General features: G+C 71.1%; 15 protein-coding genes, 2 tRNA genes and 2 pseudogenes. 14 read left to right on the top strand and 5 right to left on the bottom strand.

Annotated elements, in window-relative coordinates; translation table 11 throughout:
• Positions 1–69: 69 nt before the first annotated feature.
• Positions 70–507, top strand: a complete 438-nt coding sequence (locus ACIBJF_RS00845; protein WP_399171495.1) for a hypothetical protein — start codon at positions 70–72, stop codon at positions 505–507.
• A gap of 211 nt (positions 508–718) precedes the next feature.
• Positions 719–871: a hypothetical protein gene (locus ACIBJF_RS00840; RefSeq protein WP_399171494.1), complete on the top strand. Its 153-nt coding sequence runs from the start codon at positions 719–721 to the stop codon at positions 869–871.
• Positions 872–1,003: 132 nt separating this feature from the next.
• On the opposite strand, the gene ACIBJF_RS00835 is transcribed toward ACIBJF_RS00840, so the two are convergent.
• Together ACIBJF_RS00835 and ACIBJF_RS00830 are read right to left on the bottom strand one after the other, a co-directional pair.
• Positions 1,004–1,564 carry a CGNR zinc finger domain-containing protein gene (locus ACIBJF_RS00835; protein WP_351619923.1) on the bottom strand — a complete coding sequence of 187 codons (561 nt, stop codon included), beginning with the start codon at positions 1,562–1,564 and terminating at the stop codon, positions 1,004–1,006.
• Positions 1,565–1,871: 307 nt separating this feature from the next.
• Positions 1,872–2,285: an SsgA family sporulation/cell division regulator gene (locus ACIBJF_RS00830; protein WP_004002642.1), complete on the bottom strand. Its 414-nt coding sequence runs from the start codon at positions 2,283–2,285 to the stop codon at positions 1,872–1,874.
• A 191-nt stretch (positions 2,286–2,476) separates the two neighbouring features.
• Between ACIBJF_RS00830 and ACIBJF_RS00825 the strand changes: the two genes are divergently transcribed.
• The 8 genes and pseudogenes from ACIBJF_RS00825 to ACIBJF_RS00790 all read left to right on the top strand — a co-directional run bounded on the left by ACIBJF_RS00825 (position 2,477) and on the right by ACIBJF_RS00790 (position 9,727).
• The gene (locus tag ACIBJF_RS00825; RefSeq protein WP_399171493.1) at positions 2,477–2,950 is read left to right on the top strand and encodes a TIGR02611 family protein; all 474 of its coding nucleotides are present in this window, start codon (positions 2,477–2,479) and stop codon (positions 2,948–2,950) included.
• An 84-nt stretch (positions 2,951–3,034) separates the two neighbouring features.
• A tRNA-Val gene (locus tag ACIBJF_RS00820) sits at positions 3,035–3,106 on the top strand.
• Between the two features lie 892 nt (positions 3,107–3,998).
• A complete protein-coding gene (locus ACIBJF_RS00815; RefSeq protein WP_399171781.1) occupies positions 3,999–4,988 on the top strand; it encodes an alpha/beta fold hydrolase in 990 nt (329 codons plus the stop codon).
• Between the two features lie 235 nt (positions 4,989–5,223).
• Positions 5,224–6,045 (top strand): annotated as a pseudogene (locus ACIBJF_RS00810) (ABC transporter substrate-binding protein); the annotation flags it as partial.
• 27 nt (positions 6,046–6,072) lie between these two features.
• Positions 6,073–7,182: pseudogene (locus tag ACIBJF_RS00805) on the top strand (Tat pathway signal sequence domain protein); the annotation flags it as partial.
• Between the two features lie 124 nt (positions 7,183–7,306).
• A complete protein-coding gene (locus ACIBJF_RS00800) occupies positions 7,307–7,753 on the top strand; it encodes an SRPBCC family protein (RefSeq protein WP_399171780.1) in 447 nt (148 codons plus the stop codon).
• A 39-nt stretch (positions 7,754–7,792) separates the two neighbouring features.
• A tRNA-Val gene (locus ACIBJF_RS00795) sits at positions 7,793–7,864 on the top strand.
• 57 nt (positions 7,865–7,921) lie between these two features.
• Positions 7,922–9,727 (top strand): DUF2207 domain-containing protein, encoded by a 1,806-nt coding sequence (locus ACIBJF_RS00790; RefSeq protein WP_399171492.1) that lies wholly within the window; start codon positions 7,922–7,924, stop codon positions 9,725–9,727.
• 30 nt (positions 9,728–9,757) lie between these two features.
• Here the strand turns inward: ACIBJF_RS00790 and ACIBJF_RS00785 are convergent, their stop codons facing one another.
• Entirely contained in the window at positions 9,758–10,483 is a 726-nt protein-coding gene (locus ACIBJF_RS00785) for a 3'-5' exonuclease (protein WP_356307361.1), read from the bottom strand.
• Between the two features lie 168 nt (positions 10,484–10,651).
• On the opposite strand from ACIBJF_RS00785, the gene ACIBJF_RS00780 reads away from it, so the two are divergent.
• The 3 genes from ACIBJF_RS00780 (at position 10,652) to thrS (ending at position 14,545) form a co-directional block, all read left to right on the top strand.
• A complete protein-coding gene (locus tag ACIBJF_RS00780) occupies positions 10,652–11,218 on the top strand; it encodes a DUF4365 domain-containing protein (protein ID WP_055708375.1) in 567 nt (188 codons plus the stop codon).
• Positions 11,215–12,447, top strand: a complete 1,233-nt coding sequence (locus ACIBJF_RS00775) for a hypothetical protein (RefSeq protein ID WP_399171491.1) — start codon at positions 11,215–11,217, stop codon at positions 12,445–12,447. The genes ACIBJF_RS00780 and ACIBJF_RS00775 overlap by 4 nt, the downstream gene beginning before the upstream one ends.
• A 121-nt stretch (positions 12,448–12,568) precedes the next feature.
• Positions 12,569–14,545, top strand: coding sequence for a threonine--tRNA ligase (thrS, locus tag ACIBJF_RS00770; protein ID WP_399171490.1), 1,977 nt, complete (start codon positions 12,569–12,571; stop codon positions 14,543–14,545).
• Positions 14,546–14,582: 37 nt separating this feature from the next.
• On the opposite strand, the gene ACIBJF_RS00765 is transcribed toward thrS, so the two are convergent.
• Positions 14,583–15,236 (bottom strand): potassium channel family protein, encoded by a 654-nt coding sequence (locus ACIBJF_RS00765; protein WP_399171489.1) that lies wholly within the window; start codon positions 15,234–15,236, stop codon positions 14,583–14,585.
• Positions 15,237–15,303: 67 nt separating this feature from the next.
• Here ACIBJF_RS00765 and ACIBJF_RS00760 point away from each other — a divergent pair, with 67 nt between their 5' ends.
• Entirely contained in the window at positions 15,304–15,861 is a 558-nt protein-coding gene (locus ACIBJF_RS00760) for an HIT domain-containing protein (RefSeq protein ID WP_351804455.1), read from the top strand.
• Positions 15,862–15,891: 30 nt separating this feature from the next.
• On the opposite strand, the gene ACIBJF_RS00755 is transcribed toward ACIBJF_RS00760, so the two are convergent.
• A complete protein-coding gene (locus ACIBJF_RS00755; protein WP_399171487.1) occupies positions 15,892–17,538 on the bottom strand; it encodes a hypothetical protein in 1,647 nt (548 codons plus the stop codon).
• Positions 17,539–17,596: the final 58 nt, after the last annotated feature.

The following is a 17,596-nucleotide window of genomic DNA, read 5'->3' as shown; positions in this document are numbered from 1 at the left end:
GGGGCGCCGTCCCGTTGTCCCACGTCCGCCGAGCCTCGCCCACCCGACCGAGCCCGCCAGGAGGACCGGATGATTGCCGAGACCGTCTGCTCCGCCGTGTCCGCGGCGGGCCTGGGCATCGCGGTGGTCACGGCCTACCGCAAGCGTTTCCTCGCGGCGACCCGCATCGCGGCCTATGCGCTGGTGCCGGTCGGCCTGGTGATGACCGGGGTCGTCGGCTGGCTCGCGGACACCGCCTTCAGCCCCACCGCATGGGCCGGTTTCGGCGTGCTGGGCGCGGCCTGGCTCCTGTTCGCGGGCACCCGGGCGGTCGAGCGCCGGCGCGGCGGCACCCGCGCCGAACGCAAGGCGGCCCGCGGCGACCGCTCCGGGGCCATGGCCGCCGGGGCCTCCGCGCCGTCCCTCGGCCCGGCCACCCGGCCCGCGACCGGTTCCGCCCCGCGCGCCTCGGGCGCCGGCGACGACTTCAGCGACATCGAGGCCATCCTCAAGAAGCACGGCATATGACCGGCGGCACGCCGAGGCGCGGCGTCACGAACCCGTCGTCGGTCTCAGGCTGACGCCCCGGGGCTGAAACGACACAGAGGGTCGCGCGGCGTCCGGAACCGGTCACAACCGGAAGCAAGCCGGACGGAACGGCGCGATATCCGGCAACTCCCGCATCCGCGTGTACGTAGATCGCGTTCGGGGTCCCTCCTGCGCCATGATCTGCGGCGAGATGCTGGACACGAGACAGAGCCAGGCCGCGCCGCCGAAGGACGAGCCGCGCGGGTGCCTCTTCGCCCTATCCCAACCACCGCTGATGATCTTCCTTGCGGTGATCGGGTGTCTGCTCCTCATGGCTGCGCTGCACGACCTGCTGTTGCTGTGAGCCGTACACGTCCGTCCCGGCGCCACCCGCCGGGACCGACGTCGCCCCGGCCCCACGGACGGAGCCGAAATCGGCTCGGTGCCGGCCGGTCCGCCCGGTGACCGGTGTGCCGTCGGCCGGTCCGCGGCGAGGTCAGCCCGTCGCCTCCTTGCGGCGGGCCCGGTACGCGGCCACGTGCAGCCGGTTGCCGCAGGTGCGGCTGTCGCAGTAGCGGCGCGAGCGGTTGCGGGAGAGGTCGACGAAGGCGCGCCGGCAGTCCGGTGCCTCGCAGCGCCGCAGTCGCTCCCGCTCCCCGGCCACCACGAAGAAGGCGAGCGCCATGCCGCAGTCGGCGGCGAGATGGTCGGCCACGGAGGCGCCGGGTGCGAAGTAGTGCACATGCCAGTCGTAGCCGTCGTGGTCCGTCAGCCGCGGGGTGGTGCCCGCCGCGGCGACCAGTTCGTTGATCAGCCCGGCGGCGGAGCGGGCGTCGGGCGCGGCGAAGATCGCCGCGAAGCGCCCCCGGACCCTGCGCACCGCCGAGAGATCGAACTCCGACAGCACGCCGACATCGCTGATCTCGTGGTTTCGTACGAAATCCGCGAGAGCCGGGACATCGGGCAGTCCGTCGGCCGCCGCGTCGTCCTCCGGCGCGGTGTTCACCAGATCCACCACGGTGTCGAGGGCGCACCGGGTGTCGTGGGTGATCAGCACGTTTCGCTCCCTGGCCTGAGGGTCGGGCGGACGCCCGCCGATGCTGGCCGATGGTAGCGACAACGCCGCCCGCCGCACCGGTCCCCGCCCGACCTCGATTGCCGGTGGAACGCCTCCGCGCCCGAGCTGGTTCCCGCCCGTGGCACCGTGCACACCCGACGCCCGCGGCGGAATCCGGCGTACAGACCGGCGCCGTCCCGCGTACATCAGTCACGGTGACGGCGCCGGGCTGTGCCGTATGCGGTTGTCTTGGCCCGAGCCGTCTCCCCGAGTGGACGGCGCCGGGCTGCTTTTCGTAGGCCGCGACCTAGCTCTCCGCCAGGATGTGCGAGAGCTCCTGATCCAGATCGAAGTGCCGATGCTCCGTGCCGGGCGGCACGGCGGCGTCGGTTCGCTTCAGGAAGGACTCCAGGGCCCGCGCCGGGGCCTCGAGCAGAGCTTCCCCCTCCGGGGAGCTCAGGGCGATGCACACGACCCCCTGACCATGGCTGCGCGACGGCCAGACACGGACGTCGCCGGTTCCGGTGGGCCGGTGAAGCCCCTCGGCGAGGAGGTCGCGGGCGAACACCCACTCGACGGTCTCTTCGGCTCCGGTGTGGAAGGTGGCGTGCACGGCGTAGGGGTCGGCCGTGTCGTACCGCAGGCCTGCGGGGACAGGCAGGGAGGACTCGCTCGACACAACGAGGCGCAGGTGCAGCTCGCAGCTGACCGTGGTGTTCATAAGCGCCAGGGCCTTTCGCTCAGTGTGCGCTCGGGGATTCGCACGTCGGCGAAATCGACATGCCACCTACGATGCCGTTGTAAACCCCTCTGAGGGTTTTGCGTGTGTTTACGTAACTCTTCCGGCCGAGAACTCGTACGGGATCTACGACCATTCCGGTGACCGGATTCACTCCGGTAGGGTTTGTCTGTATGAATACGGGGAGTGACCAGCCGGGCGAGGTCATCGTGGCGGCGGACAAGGCGAGGGCGGAGCGGCAGGAATCCGGGCAGACCGGGCGCGAGGCGGGTGGCGGGCTCGGCTCCCGGGCGCCGGAATTCATCAAGGCTCGCCGGCTGCTGCACCTGAGCTGGCAGGTCGGCGTCTTCGTGGTCGGCCTCGCGGTCGTCGGCGCCGGCATCGTCATGCTGCCGCTGCCGGGACCCGGCTGGGTGGTGATCTTCGGCGGCATGGCGATCTGGGCGACCGAGTTCGTCTGGGCCCAGCTCGTGCTGCGCTGGACCAAGCGCAAGCTCACCGAGGCCGCCCAGCGGGCCCTGGACCCCAAGGTGCGGCGCCGCAACATCACGCTTACGGTGATCGGGCTGGCGATCGTGGCCGTGCTGGTCGGGATCTACGTGTGGAAGTTCGGCCTCGTCATGCCGTGGAAGATCAAGAACCAGTGACCCGGCTCCGCGGCCCGGGCGTCCGCCGCCCTGCCCGGTGGTCGGAAGCACCCCCTGACATGGGGTAATGTTCTTCCTGCGCCCGGGCGATTAGCTCAGTGGGAGAGCGCTTCGTTCACACCGAAGAGGTCACTGGTTCGAACCCAGTATCGCCCACCCGGACCGACGGCCCACCTGCGAAACAGCAGGTGGGCCGTCGGCGTACACGCGTCCGAACGGCCCTGGGGACCCGCCCGGGCCGACCCAGGGCGGGGCCCGGATCCGGGCCTCGTGCGCGGGCTTCGGTGGCGAGTGGCGGCGTCGGCCGCCTCGTGCGCCGACTTCAGGGTGCGCGCTTCGGTTCCTGGTCGCGTGCGCGGGGTTCGGCGGCGTCCAGCAGCGGTGTTCGGCCTTGTGCGGTGACTTCGGGTGCGGGCTGCGGTTCCGGGTCTTCTGTACGGGCTTCGGTGGCGAGCGGCGGCGTTGGCGCCTTGTGTGCCGACTACCAGGTGTGAGCACCACCTCCCGCCCCCGCTCCGGCTCGGGCGGTGAGCAGCGCTTCTCAGCCTCCGTCGAGGTCGGCGAACGGCCAGGCTCATGGCGGCCGGTGCCCGAGTCGCCACTCAAGGTTCCGTGCGCCGAGGGCGCGCGAGCAGCCCGCCTTTTTGCCGAACCGGCAACATCCCTCGTGCCCAGCGGTCCGTTCACCGCACCATCGTCGACACCGGCCCAACCGCACCGGTCCGGGCCGTCCCGATCGTCGTCGTACCGCATCCACAACGGCCTGACCTGCGGAAAGCCGAAACAGCCCATCAGACCAACGGCTCGACAGACCGACAAATCGACAGCCGGCTGCCCACACGCCCCAAGCCGACAAACCGAAACCTCCACAGCCCGCCGACCTGCGCCCCCAAGCCGACAGTCCGCCGACTCGCGCACCCGTGCCCGGCACCCAGGCACCAGCAACCCCAAGTGGCCCCGCACCCTCGCACCCCCGCGCCCAAAGAGCCCACGCCCCCAGCGCCAAGGAGCCCCCATGCGGCCCGAGCCCACCTCCCCGCGAGCCCCGATGCCCAAGCTCCCCGCCCATGCCCCCACCCCCACCCACCACCTCGTCCCCTCCCCAGCCGGACGCCTGCATCTCGTAGCGCAGGGTCACGGCCCCCTCGTGCTGCTGGTGCACGGCTTCCCCGAGTCCTGGTACTCCTGGCGGCACCAGTTGCCGGTCCTGGCCGCCGCCGGCTACCGCGCCGTGGCCGTCGACGTGCGGGGGTACGGCCGTTCGTCCAAGCCGGGGGCCGTGGACGCGTACCGCATGCTCGAACTGGTCGCGGACAACGTCGCCGTGGTGGAGGCCCTGGGGGAGGAGTCCGCGGTCGTCGTCGGGCACGACTGGGGTGCCACGATCGCCGCCACCTCCGCTCTGACCAGGCCCGATGTCTTCCGGGCCGTGGCTCTGCTCGGCGTGCCGTACATCCCGCCCGGCGGCCCGCGGCCCAGCGATGTCTTCGCGCGGATGGGCGGGGACGAGGAGTTCTACGTCTCGTACTTCCAGCAACCGGGCCGGGCCGAGGCGGAGATCGAGCCGGACGTGCGCGGCTGGCTCGCGGGCTTCTACGCCGCCCTGTCCGTCGGCACCATGCCCCCGCCGGGCGCCCCCGACCCGCACTTCGTCGGCCGCGGCGGCACCCTGCGCGAACGCTTCCCCGCCGGCCCGCTGCCCGCCTGGCTGAGCGCGGACGACCTCGACTTCCTGGCCGAGGAGTTCGAGCGGACCGGGATGACCGGGGCGTTGAACCGTTACCGGAACATGGACCGGGACTGGGCGGACCTGGCCGGTCACGCGGGCGCCCCGATCACGCAGCCCTCGCTGTTCGTCGGCGGCGCCCTGGACGCCTCGCTCGCCTGGCTGGCCGACGCGGTCGAGGCGCACCCGAAGACCCTGCCCGGCCTGCTCGGCTCGCACGTCCTCGACGGCTGCGGCCACTTCGTCCAGCAGGAGCGTCCGGAGGAGACGAACCGGATCCTGACCGACTGGCTGGCCGCCCTGCCCAGCTGAGCCCACCCGCCCGGCCCCTCCGTCCGGTCTGCCGGTCGTACGCCGCTCACCTGCGAAAACGGCCGGCAGACCGGCTCCGGACCCGCGCCGCCGGCAAGAAAATCCTGTCCGACTCATTGACGCACCCCGGACCCCTCCGTAACTTGTGCCAGCAAGCGCTTACTTGAAACGATTCATGACCGCTCCATGATCGCGCTCATGACGGCGGAGACGACGCTGCGGGGAGGGCCCCACCATGGGAACCAGCAGGAATCTTGAGAGGCGTACGATCCTGAAGGCGGCCGGGGCCTCGGCGGCCACGCTCGGGCTCGCCGCGACGACCGGGTGCGGAGGCGGAAGCGGTTCCGGGGACGGGACGGTGACGATCCGTTACTCCTGGTGGGGTGCCGAGGAGCGGGCCAAGAAGATCAATCAGACCATCGCGCTCTTCGAGAAGAAATACCCGAAGATCAAGGTCAAGACCGACTTCCAGACGTACGCGTCCTTCTAGGAGAAGTTCCAGACCCAGGCCGCCGGCGGAAATCCCCCGGACGTTTTCCAAAATGCCGTCACCTTTCTCCGGAAATACGACAAGCGAGGAATTCTCCTCGATCTCAAGTCACAGGTCCAGGCAGGTAATCTGACCCTGAATCACTTCAGGGAAGGCGTGACGAAGGTCGGCGAGGTCGACGGAAAGCAGCTCGGAATTCCCGTCGGCTCCAACACCATGGCGCTCGTCGTCGACAAGAAGGTGTTCCAGAAGGCCGGCGTCGAGCCGCACCCGGGGTGGACCTGGTACGACTACTTCAAGGCCCTGAAGACCATCCACGACAAGACGAAGGTCCCCGGGGACGCCGGCTACTTCACCATCATGTACCTGTACGACCTCTACCTCCGCCAGAACGGCAAGGCGTTCTTCACCGAGGACGGACTCGGCTTCGACAAGGCCGATCTGACGGAGTGGTGGACCGATGGCTACAACCGCGTCAAGGCGGGCATCGTCACCGACCCGAAGGTCGTCCAGCAGGACATGCCCAAGCCCTCCCTCTCCGCAGGTCACGGCGCCTCGGAGTTCACCGGGTTCCTCCGAGGATGCCCCGGCCTTCAGGCCGAGCAACGCCGTTGGTACGGCCTCTGGGACTACGGCGACTTCATGCACACCTACGACACCGTGCGCCACCAGTGGCGGTACGACGTCGGCGGCTACGCCTGGGACAACTCCGAGCTCTCACCGGACCTCTGGCTCTGGTACGCGTACCTGAGAAGCGGCCGCAGCGACCTCTTCCGCTTCGCCGAGGCACTCACCCGGCACACCGGCGAGGTCGACGTCTACCACCTCGGCAAGTGGGCCGGCCTCGGCACCCGGCACGGCGTCCAGCACTTCGGCGACAGCGCCAAACAGCAGCGCATCGCCAACACCACCTACCGGCGCTTCTACTACTTCCTCACCGCCGACGAACGCGTGGGCGACCTCATGCACGCCAACGTCGACTCCGACGAGACCTTCCTCGTCCTCGACCCCCAGCGCAAGGTCCGCACCGACCCCTACACCCCCGACCGGCACGCCCTGTCGATCGGCTTCGGCACGGACTGGAGCGGCCTGGTCTCGGCCTGGCTCACGGAGTGGGAGCGCAAGGGCCCCAAGTGGGAGAAGGCCAAGGCGCGCGTGCTGTCCACGATGGAGGGCATCGCCGCCCAGCCCAACGGCTTCGTCCAGGGCAGCGGGCTGTACGACCTCGACACCGGCGAGTTCGCCGTCGCCGACCAGCCGGTCGTCTCCGTGTCCCACCTCTCGGCCGTCTTCGGACTCAACGAGCTGTGCGCCGAGCTGATCCACCTCGTCGACATGCCCAAGTTCAAGGAGGCCTACCTGGACTACTGCCGCTACTTCAACGCCACCAAGGCCGAGCAGAAGGCCCGTTACGGCTCCGACTTCGGCAGCCTGCTGCTCTTCCAGGGCCACTCGCGCCTCGACGCCTACGCCGCCGTACAGACCGGTGACGCCACCCTCGCCAAGCGCGCCTGGACCAAGTTCTATGCCTCGGACGGCTACACCGAGTCCTCGCCGTGGAAGACCGAGAGGCTGACCGGCCCCGTCGCCCTGGTCGAGGGCGGCGAGGCGAGCTGGGTGTCCAGCAACGACACCGCGCTCTACGGCCTCGCGGCCATCGAGAACCTGGCGTTGCTCGGCGACAGGATGCCCTGGCGGGCGTAGGGGGAGCGCCGTCGCACGGGCGGCGGCGCTCGCCCACCGAGTCTGGCCCGGCGCACGGCGCGGCGCATGAGTACGCGTACTCAGATCGGCTGTCCCGCACGGGCAGACTCCACCCATGGACCCCATGGCCTGGAACCACTACCGCTTTCGCAGTCTGTGGTCCCTGCCCGCCCCGCCCGCCGTCGTGTACGCGCTGCTGGAGCGGCCCGAGGACTATCCGAGCTGGTGGCCGCAGGTCCGCTCGGTGACGAGGCTGGACACAGACACGGGGGTGATCACCATCCGGTCCGTCCTGCCGTACGACATGACCTTCACCGCACGGCGGATCCGCCGCGATCCCGACGCCGGTGTGCTGGAGGTCACCCTGTCCGGTGACATCGAGGGCTGGGCGCGCTGGACGGTCACCGCCGAAGGCCGCGGAACCCTGGCCCGCTACGACCAGGAAGTGGACGTGCACAAACCGCTGCTGCGCCGGCTCGCCGTACCCGGCCGCCCGGTCTTCCGCGCCAACCACCGCCTGATGATGCGGTCCGGACGGCGCGGACTGCTGCGTCACCTGCAAGCGGTTTGAAGGATCGGCGCCGGGGCCTGTATTGTTCAGTGCGTTCCCGGGCGATTAGCTCAGTGGGAGAGCGCTTCGTTCACACCGAAGAGGTCACTGGTTCGAACCCAGTATCGCCCACCGGGAAAGAGCCGGTCCGCCCAGCGGACCGGCTCTTTTGATGCCATGGGGGGCGTCATGGGCAAGGAACGGGGCGGGGAAGGACCGAGACTTGGCGCGCGGGTGCGCCGGCTCCGGGTCCGCAGTCTGATCAGGATCCTCCTGCTCGCACTGGTGCTGGGCGGCGTCGTGGCGCTCGCCAGGATCACCTTCAACACCGAACGGGTCACCACGATGTGGGTCGGCGCCCGGATCGCCGCCGACGGCAGCGCCCGGATCACCGAGGTCGTCGACTACGACTTCGGCTACCCGCACATGGAACGGCACGGCATCTACCGCGACCTGCCGGACCTGCCCTTCGACGAGGACGAGGCCCACATCGCCGTCAGCATGGACGGCCATCGCGTCCCCTGGGAACTCACGGTGGGCGACTACTACACCGAGCCGAACGGCCACCGCGAGATCGCCACCCGCATCAAGATCGGCGACCCTGGCAAGGCCGTCACCGGCGTGCACCGCTACCGCGTCCAGTACACCCTGCGGGACGTCGTGAAGAAGGGCAGGCTGGCCTGGGACGCGGTCGGCACCGGCTGGCAGGTCGACCGGTCCCGCGTCGAGATCCACGCCGTGGCGCCGTACGGCCTGACCGGGGTGCGCTGCGTCCAGGGCACGGACGGATCCGGGAAGCGCTGTGCCGCCGAGCAGAGCGGGCCCGGCCGGCTCACCGTGCGCCTCGACCGGCTCAAGGGCAAGGAGGGGCTCACCCTCTACGCCGCCCGGGGCCAGGCCGTCCCCGGCGGAGCGGCGGCACTGCCGGCGCCGCCCGGCGGGCAGGCCGTCGGCACCACCGTGACCCATCCGCTGCTGAACGCCCTGCTCGCCGTCGGCCTCGCCCTCGCCGCCGCCCTGGCCACGATCGGGCTGATGCGCCTCCTCGGCCGCGACCGGCCCGCACCGCAGGGCGCCGACGCGAACCCGGGAACGCCGAGCACCACACCCCCGCAGGGCCTGAGTCCCGCCCAGGGCGGCATCCTGGCCGACAAGCGGGTGGAGCCCCGGCACCAGACCGCCTGGCTGCTCGGCGCCGTCGCCGACGGCCACCTCGTCCTCGGCGGCGAGGGGCACGCTCCGACCCTGCGCCGCAGCAGCAGGGGCGCGGGGTCCGACGATCCGGTCGCCAGGGAGGTCCTGCGGTACATCTTCGCCGGGCGCGACCGGATCACCCTGGGCGTGTACGACTCGTCCTTCCAGACGGGCTGGCATGCGCTCGCCCGCCACCTGCGGCAATGGCAGACCGACTCCGGTCTGTGGGACACGGCGTCCGTGCGCCGGGCCCGCACCGGACGGTACGCAGGCAGGGCCGCCGCCGTGCTCGGCTTCGTCATGGCAGCGGTGGGCGCGGCCCTCGGCGGCAGCCGCCTCGCGGCGGGAGGACCGGTGCTCATCGCGGGCGCGGTCGTCTTCGGCGCCGGCCTCGCGCTGGCGCGGCGCCCCTGGGAGCTGCACCGCCGCACCCCCGAGGGCAGCGCCCAGTGGCTGCGGGTGGAGGCGTTCCGGCGCTACCTCGCCGACCCGTCGGCGACTCCCGCCGAGCAGCCCCTCGACGACGAACAGGTCCGGCGGTACACGGCCTGGGCGGTCGCCCTCGGCCTGGGCGACACCTGGCGGCACGCCGTCGAGACGTCCGCCGTGCCCACCCGGCAGCCCTCCTCGCCCGCCGTGCGGCTGGGGCCGGCGCTGGCCCTGGGACTCGTCGTCAACGCCGCGCGCTCCTCCCGGACGCCGTCCTCCAGCGGCGGCGGCTCCGGTGGCGGATCCGGCGGATCAGGCTCCTCGGCAGGCGTCGGCGGTGGAGCGGGCGGCGGCGGAGGCGGCTCCTGGTGACCGCCGTACCGGGGGCGGTACCCGCTGCGCCTACGCCGCGGCCGGCAGCTCCGGCCTGAGCGGCCAGTCCGTGCTGACGATCTCCTCCGAGCCGCTGCGCGCGAACCACGCCTGCAGCCCGCGGGCCTGTGCCGCGTGCCAGTTGGCCTGGAGCGTGTGCAGCTCGTCGGGGGTCAGACGCTCCAGCCGGGTCGCGAAACGCCGGCCCAGGGCCCGTACGACGTCCAGCGCGGCCAGTGCGTCCGCCGCCGCGTCGTGCGCGCCCTGCAGCGTCACGCCGTAGTGGGCGCACAGGTCGGTCAGCGTGCGGCGGCCCTTGCGGTAGCGGTCCAGATGCTTGTCCAGCACCCTCGGGTCCAGCACCCTCAGCGGCGTCGACTCGAACCAGCGGTCCAGGGACGACGCCCGGTGCCGGCGCAACTCCCGGTCCAGCAGCGTCAGATCGAAGGGCGCGTTCATCACCACCAGCGGGCGGCCCATCGCCGCGTGCTCCGCCAGCTGCTCGGCTATCTCGTACATCACCGGCGCCGGCCAGCGGCCGTTGAGGTGCAGGTGCTCCTCCGTCAGACCGTGCACCGCCGTGGCCTCCTCGGGCACCGGCACCCCCGGGTTCACCAGCCAGCGGGTGACCCGGGGCCGGGTCCCCGGCGCGTCCTGGACGACGACGGCGGCCGACACGATCCGGTCGGTCTCGACGTCCACGCCCGTCGTCTCCGTGTCGAAGCCGGCCAGCGGCCCCTCGTACCAGTACGTCATCCCAACCCAACTCCTCGTTCACCCAGGGCAGGTGACGTTCCGTCTTCTGCCCGTTTGGTGATACCCGGGCCGTTTGCGCCGTACGCCGGGAGGAGACAACAGGAGTACGGGTCTTTGCTGTTCAGCGGCCCACAGCGGGGAAACTCTTGGCTTGGAAGGCTGTTGGTCATGGCCATAGCGCAGCCCGAGCGGGGCGGGCTGCTGCCCGATCGCACGGGCCCCCTTCGCGGCACGCTCGCCACCACCGCCTGCATGGAGACACTGCAGGTCGGCTATCTGCACGCGGTCGCCGCCGCGGCCGGCTGCTCGCTGTCCCAGCCCTTCCCGGACAACGGCATCGACTGGCACGTCAGCCACAGCGCGCCCGGACACACCGTCGACGACGAGGTCACCATCAAGGTGCAGCTCAAGGCCACGTACCAGGTCGCGCCGAACCCTCCGGGGCGCACCTTCTCCTTCACCCTCGACAACGACCATCTGCGCAAGCTCGCCCGCACACCCGTCTCGGTGCACAAGATCCTGGTCGTCATGCTCGTCCCGCGCTCGCAGGACGACTGGCTGCGCGCCAGCCACGACCGGCTCGACCTCAGGCACTGCTGCTACTGGGTCAACCTCGCCGGCCACCCCATCACGGGCCGGCACCGGACCACCGTGCGGATACCGACCACACGCATCTTCGACGACCGGGCGCTCTGCGAGATCATGACGCGGGTCGGGACGGGAGGCAGGCCATGAGGAGCCGTCCGTACGAGGAGCTGCCGCGCCAGGTCCGGCCGCATCCCGACGACCTCGCCTGGAACCGGCCCCCGGAGCCCGCCGAGGTCGACCCCGCCGTGCTCGGTGCCCTGCTGCACCGGCACGGCTGGCAGCGGCGCGGCGGAGCCCCCGGGCGCTACGGCCGCTGGACCCCGCCGGGGCCGGGAGCGGGAGGGACCAGCCTGCTGGTGCCCGAGAGCCGCGCCTTCCCCGACAGTGACGACCTGCTCGGCGAGGCCCTCGACGCCCTCGCCCGCAGCCACACCCCCGCCGCGCGCGAGGTGCTGATCTCCCTCGCCGTGCCCAGCGACGAGATCCGCTGGTGGCGGGACACCCCGAGCGGACCCGTCGGCGCCGCGCCCTGGTCGGCCGACGAGCAACTGCGCGGCGCCGCCCGGCAGATGCTGCTCGCCGCCGCACTCGCCACACGCGCGCGTGCCGGGTACTACGGCGCCCGCCACCGCCGCGCCGCTGCCGCACTGCTGCAGGACGTCCTCGTCGGCCCCGCCGCCGAGGGCCGGCACCTCACCGCCTTCGTGCCCGTGCCCACCGGCCGCTCGCTCGCCGTCCGCCTGCACCAGGCCCTGTACGCCGCCCGCGAGGCCGTCGACTACCAGCGGGCCACCGGCGGCATGGACGCCTTCGACGGCGCGGTCGAGGCGGGCGTCAGCCGCGAACTCACCGAGGCGCTGGCCGCGCTCGTGCGGGGCACCGAGGGCGCCCGGATCGCCGTCGCCTGGGCACCGGGCGCCGGGGTCCCCGAGGGCTGCGCCCCCTCCGCCGAACCCGTCGAGTTCTCACCCGGCGACCTGCCCGTGCTGCGCGAGGCCGCCGCCCGCTATGTGCGCGAGGAACCCTCGGTACCGGTCCGGATCACCGGCGCCGTCGTCCGCATGCGCCGCTCCGGACCCGGCGGCGAGGGTACCGTACGGCTGCGCGTCCTCGACGGAGCCGACGTCCCGCACGTCCGCGTCACCCTGGACGAGGAGGACTACCGCATCGCCGGCCACGCCCACCTCGTCGGACTACCGGTGCGGGTGCACGGCCGGCTGGAGCGCCGGGGCGGCTTCCGCCGGCTCACCGGCGCCTCCGGGGTCGTACCCGTGCAGGTGGACGAGGGCGAGCGGGACCGGCTGATGAAGTCCCTGCAGGAGAACCTCGACTTCTTCGAGGAGGCCTGCGGCGAGGCGTACGGGGACGAGGACTGAGGAGTATCGGACAGGGGACTGTGGGTGACCGTTTCGCGGTCGGCGCCGTGAGGTCGGTACGATCGCCTGTGCGCGCGCTCCTGGTATGGCGCCGCACCCCACCTTCAGTCAGGAGAGACCGGTGTCAGACGTCCGTGTGATCATCCAACGCGATTCCGAGCGGGAAGAACGCGTGGTGACGACGGGCACTACGGCCGCCGACCTCTTCGCGGGCGAGCGCTCGATCATCGCCGCGCGTGTCGGGGGCGAGCTGAAGGACCTCGCCTACGAGGTCAAGGATGGTGAGACCGTCGAGGGCGTCGAGATCTCGTCCGAGGACGGCCTGAACATCCTGCGCCACTCCACCGCGCACGTCATGGCGCAGGCCGTGCAGGAGCTGTTCCCCGAGGCCAAGCTGGGCATCGGCCCGCCCGTCAAGGACGGCTTCTACTACGACTTCGACGTCGAGAAGCCGTTCACGCCCGAGGATCTCAAGGCCATCGAGAAGAAGATGCAGGAGATCCAGAAGCGCGGGCAGCGCTTCGCCCGCCGTGTCGTCACCGACGAGGCCGCCCGCGAGGAGCTGGCCGCCGAGCCGTACAAGCTGGAGCTGATCGGCCTCAAGGGCTCGGCCTCCTCCGACGACGGCGCGGACGTCGAGGTCGGCGCCGGCGAGCTGACGATCTACGACAACCTGGACGCCAAGACCGGCGAGCTGTGCTGGAAGGACCTCTGCCGCGGTCCGCACCTGCCCTCGACCCGGCTCATCCCGGCGTTCAAGCTGATGCGCAACGCGGCCGCCTACTGGCGCGGCAGCGAGAAGAACCCGATGCTTCAGCGCATCTACGGCACCGCCTGGCCGTCCAAGGACGAGCTGAAGGCGCACCTGGACTTCCTCGCCGAGGCCGAGAAGCGCGACCACCGCAAGCTCGGCACCGAGCTGGACCTCTTCTCCATCCCGGAGCAGATCGGCTCCGGCCTCGCCGTCTTCCACCCCAAGGGCGGCATCATCCGCCGGGTCATGGAGGACTACTCGCGGCGCCGCCACGAGGAGGAGGGCTACGAGTTCGTCTACACCCCGCACGCGACGAAGGGGAAGCTCTTCGAGACGTCCGGGCACCTGGACTGGTACGCCGAGGGCATGTACCCGCCCATGCAGCTCGACGAGGGCGTGGACTACTACCTCAAGCCCATGAACTGCCCGATGCACAACCTGATCTTCGACGCGCGCGGCCGCTCCTACCGCGAACTGCCGCTGCGCCTCTTCGAGTTCGGGACCGTGTACCGGTACGAGAAGTCGGGCGTCGTGCACGGCCTGACCCGTGCCCGCGGCTTCACCCAGGACGACGCGCACATCTACTGCACCCGTGAGCAGATGTCCGAGGAGCTGGACAAGACGCTCACCTTCGTCCTCGGCCTGCTGCGCGACTACGGCCTGACCGACTTCTACCTGGAGCTGTCCACCAAGGACCCGGAGAAGTTCGTCGGCTCCGACGAGGTCTGGGAGGAGGCGACCGAGACGCTGCGCCAGGTCGCCGAGAAGCAGGGCCTGCCCCTCGTCCCGGACCCGGGCGGCGCCGCCTTCTACGGCCCGAAGATCTCCGTCCAGGCCAAGGACGCGATCGGCCGGACCTGGCAGATGTCGACCATCCAGCTCGACTTCAACCTGCCCGAGCGCTTCAACCTGGAGTACACCGGCCCCGACGGCTCCAAGCAGCGCCCGGTCATGATCCACCGCGCGCTGTTCGGCTCCATCGAACGGTTCTTCGCCGTCCTCCTGGAGCACTACGCAGGCGCCTTCCCGGCCTGGCTCGCCCCGGTCCAGGCGCTCGGCATCCCGATCGGCGACGCGCACGTGGAGTACCTGGAGAAGTTCGCCGCCGCGGCCCGCAAGCAGGGCCTGCGCGTCGAGGTGGACTCCTCCTCGGACCGCATGCAGAAGAAGATCCGCAACGCCCAGAAGCAGAAGGTGCCCTTCATGGTCATCGCGGGCGACGAGGACATGTCGAACGGCTCGGTGTCGTTCCGCTACCGCGACGGCTCGCAGGAGAACGGCATCCCGTTCGACGCGGCCATCGCGAAGATCGCGCAGGTCGTCCAGGAGCGGGCCCAGGTCTGATCCGGCGCCCGCTCGGTACGAAGGCCCTCGGGGAGGTTCAGCGCCCCGGGGGCCTTTCGTCTCCCTCGCGGGTGAAGGTCTGCATCAGCCAGGACGAGAACGAACCGGTCACCGCGCCGAGCAGGGCGAGACCGCCGATCATCATCCCGGTGGCGATCGTCCGGCCCATCGGGGTGACCGGGGTGATGTCGCCGTAGCCGACCGTGGTGAGGGTGGACGCGGCCCACCACACGGCGTCCCCGAACGTACGCATGGTGGCGCGGGGTGCCCCGCGTTCCGCCTGGAAGACCGCGAGGGCACCGGAGAAGCCGAGCAGCAGGGTGGACAGGCCGGCGTAGGAGATCACGCGTGCGTGCAGCGAGAGCCGGGGTTGTCCGGCCTTCCGCTGGACGGCGTCGTACAGGGGAACGATCCGCAGCGGGCGCAGCAGCGGCAGGATGACCACCACGGTGTGCAGCAAGTGCGTCGGGACGAACCGCAGGCCCTGTCCGCTGAGCCGCCAGCGCACCGCGTAGTCCGCGGCGAACACCAGCCATAGGCCGAGGACCACGGACAAGCACACGACATGCCAGAAGGCGGACATACCCGTGGCCAGCACATGCGTGGCATAGGCGGCCAGGAAGACCAGCGACGCCACGAAGAGGGGGATCTCGGTGCGCTGCGCCCAGCGCACCGAACGGCTTTCGTCCACCGGCCAAGCTTGGCCGGTGCCCTTCTTCCCGCCGCCCCGGCGACACGCCGCGAACGGGCGAAGCAATATGCTGCCTAGCATGACGAGTGAGCCGGAGCAGCAGATCGGAGTGGGGACGCAGGACGCGTTCCAGCGCCTGTGGACGCCCCACCGGATGGCCTACATCCAGGGCGAGAACAAGCCGACCGGTCCGGGGGCCGACGACGGCTGCCCCTTCTGCACGCTCCCGGCCAAGTCCGACGAGGACGGACTGATCGTCCGGCGCGGTGAGCACGTGTACGCCGTCCTCAACCTCTACCCGTACAACGGCGGCCATCTGATGACGGTCCCCTACCGTCATGTCGCCGACTACACGGACCTGACCGGTCCGGAGACCGCGGAGCTCGCCGAGCTGACCAAGCAGGCGATGACCGCCCTGCGCACCGCGTCCGGCGCGCACGGCTTCAACATCGGCATGAACCAGGGCACGGTCGCGGGCGCGGGCATCGCCGCCCATCTGCACCAGCACATCGTCCCGCGCTGGGGCGGCGACACGAACTTCATGCCGGTGGTCGGCCACACGAAGGTGCTGCCGCAGCTGCTGGCCGACACCAGGAAGATGCTCGCGGAGGCCTGGCCGGCGTAGTCCGCTGGTGCCCTCTGCCGAGGGCACCGCTCACGCGTCGTAGAGGTCGGCCTTCTTCGGCAGCGGATCCTGCACCTGTGTGCTGAGGAACGCCGACCGCGTGCCGAACTTCTCCGTGTCCACGCCGTTCTCCTCCAGCACCCTCATCGCCGCCGAGTGCACCACCCGCAGCACCGGCGTGGCCGCGCGCAGCGCGTCGTCGGCCATGAAGCGGTGCCGCCAGGGCTGGTCGGCCCAGGCGTGCCGCAGACCGAACGGCTCGGGCAGGACGAGCGAGCCGCCGAGCCAGTTGAGCACCGGCGGGTACCAGGTCAGCGGGGCGCGCGCCGCCAGCCGTACCACCTCGTCGGTGGTGACCAGCGGCAGCATGACCTTCCTGGTCTCCCAGGGCTTGAGGGACTTGGCGACCTCCTTGCTCGGGGGCTCCGGCTTGGAGGTGAACAGCGGGTTCACCGGTCCCAGGGCGTGCCCGGTCACCTCGATGCGCAGCGTCTCGTGCAGCACCGTCACCGTGATCAGCATCGTGAGGACCAGCTGCCCGTCCCACAGCGTCCACTGCACGCCCAGATAGTGCCGGTCGCCGCTGCCGAACTGCTGCTTGTTGCAGATCTCCTGTATCGCGTGCGGCTTGACCTGGAAGGCCTCGACGTCGGTGCCCTCGGGCCGGGACACCGCCGTGGCCTTCTCGCCGATCGGCGTGACGATCCAGTGCTTGATGGACGGCTTGGGGAACCCGCCGGTGTTCAGCGGGCCGCGCTCCAGCAGGGCGAGCTGGTCGTGGATCGCGCGGATGACGTCCCAGCTGCGGAACGGGTGGATCTCCCGGGTCGGGTCGGCGGGCACCAGGTCCTCGGCGAGCTGCCAGGCGCCCCAGCGGGTGCCCATGCCGAGTATGCCCTTGGGGCCGGCGTAGAAGACCGAGTTGGACTGCTGCTCGGCGCTGAGCCGGGCCAGCGACTGGCGCAGCTCCTCGGCCGCGGTCTGGCCGGGGCTGCGCGGCACGGCCTCGGGGACCTTCGCGCCGACGCTGGTGCCCGAGAGCAGCCCGTCCCAGCGGGCCCGCAGGTCCTTGGCCGTGCGCTCGCAGATCCGCTTGGCCCAGAACCAGCCGAGCACGGGGAGCACGACACACGCCCGCGCGTACCACGCCCAGAAGCCGCTGAACGGCATCTTGAGCAGGAACAGCGCGGCGAGCACGCCGACACCGAGGAGCAGGGCGGTGGCGAGCGCACCCACCCGTTTGTCCTCGCGCCTGGCGACGAACGTGCGCAGCTGGAAGACGAGCAGCCAGACGAGCAGCCCGGGCAGGAAGAGCACACCGCACAGGACCGTCACGGCGGTCAGGCGGTTGTCGCGCTCCCGGCGGATGTTGTTCGCCGCGAGGCAGTGCTCCACGACGAACTGGGGCTCGGAGCCGAAGGACTGGATGAGCGGCTTGCGGCCGGGAGCGAGCATCCGGGCGACCACGGCCCGCGAGAACGCCTCACCGAGATTGGGCCTCAGCAGTGCGATCCTGCCGGGCTTGAGGGTCGACTCGTGCCACTCGTTGTCGGCCTTCTTGATCTCCTCCATCGGGCTGTCCCGGTACGCCGCGGAGGCCAGCGCGGAGGTCGCCGCCTGCCCCTCGTCGCCCGAGACGGGCACCTGGGGTCCGTCCCACTCCGTTCCCAACGACATTCCCGCCCCCTCGCCGCACGGCGTCGCTTCTGCGGCCTTCCCGACTTCCCTGCCCCGC

Origin of the sequence: Streptomyces sp. NPDC050743 (assembly GCF_044456925.1) — a bacterium.
Classification (GTDB): Bacteria; Actinomycetota; Actinomycetes; order Streptomycetales; family Streptomycetaceae; genus Streptomyces.
Note: the sequence above shows the minus strand (reverse complement) of the source record. Positions and strands in the feature narration are given on the sequence as shown.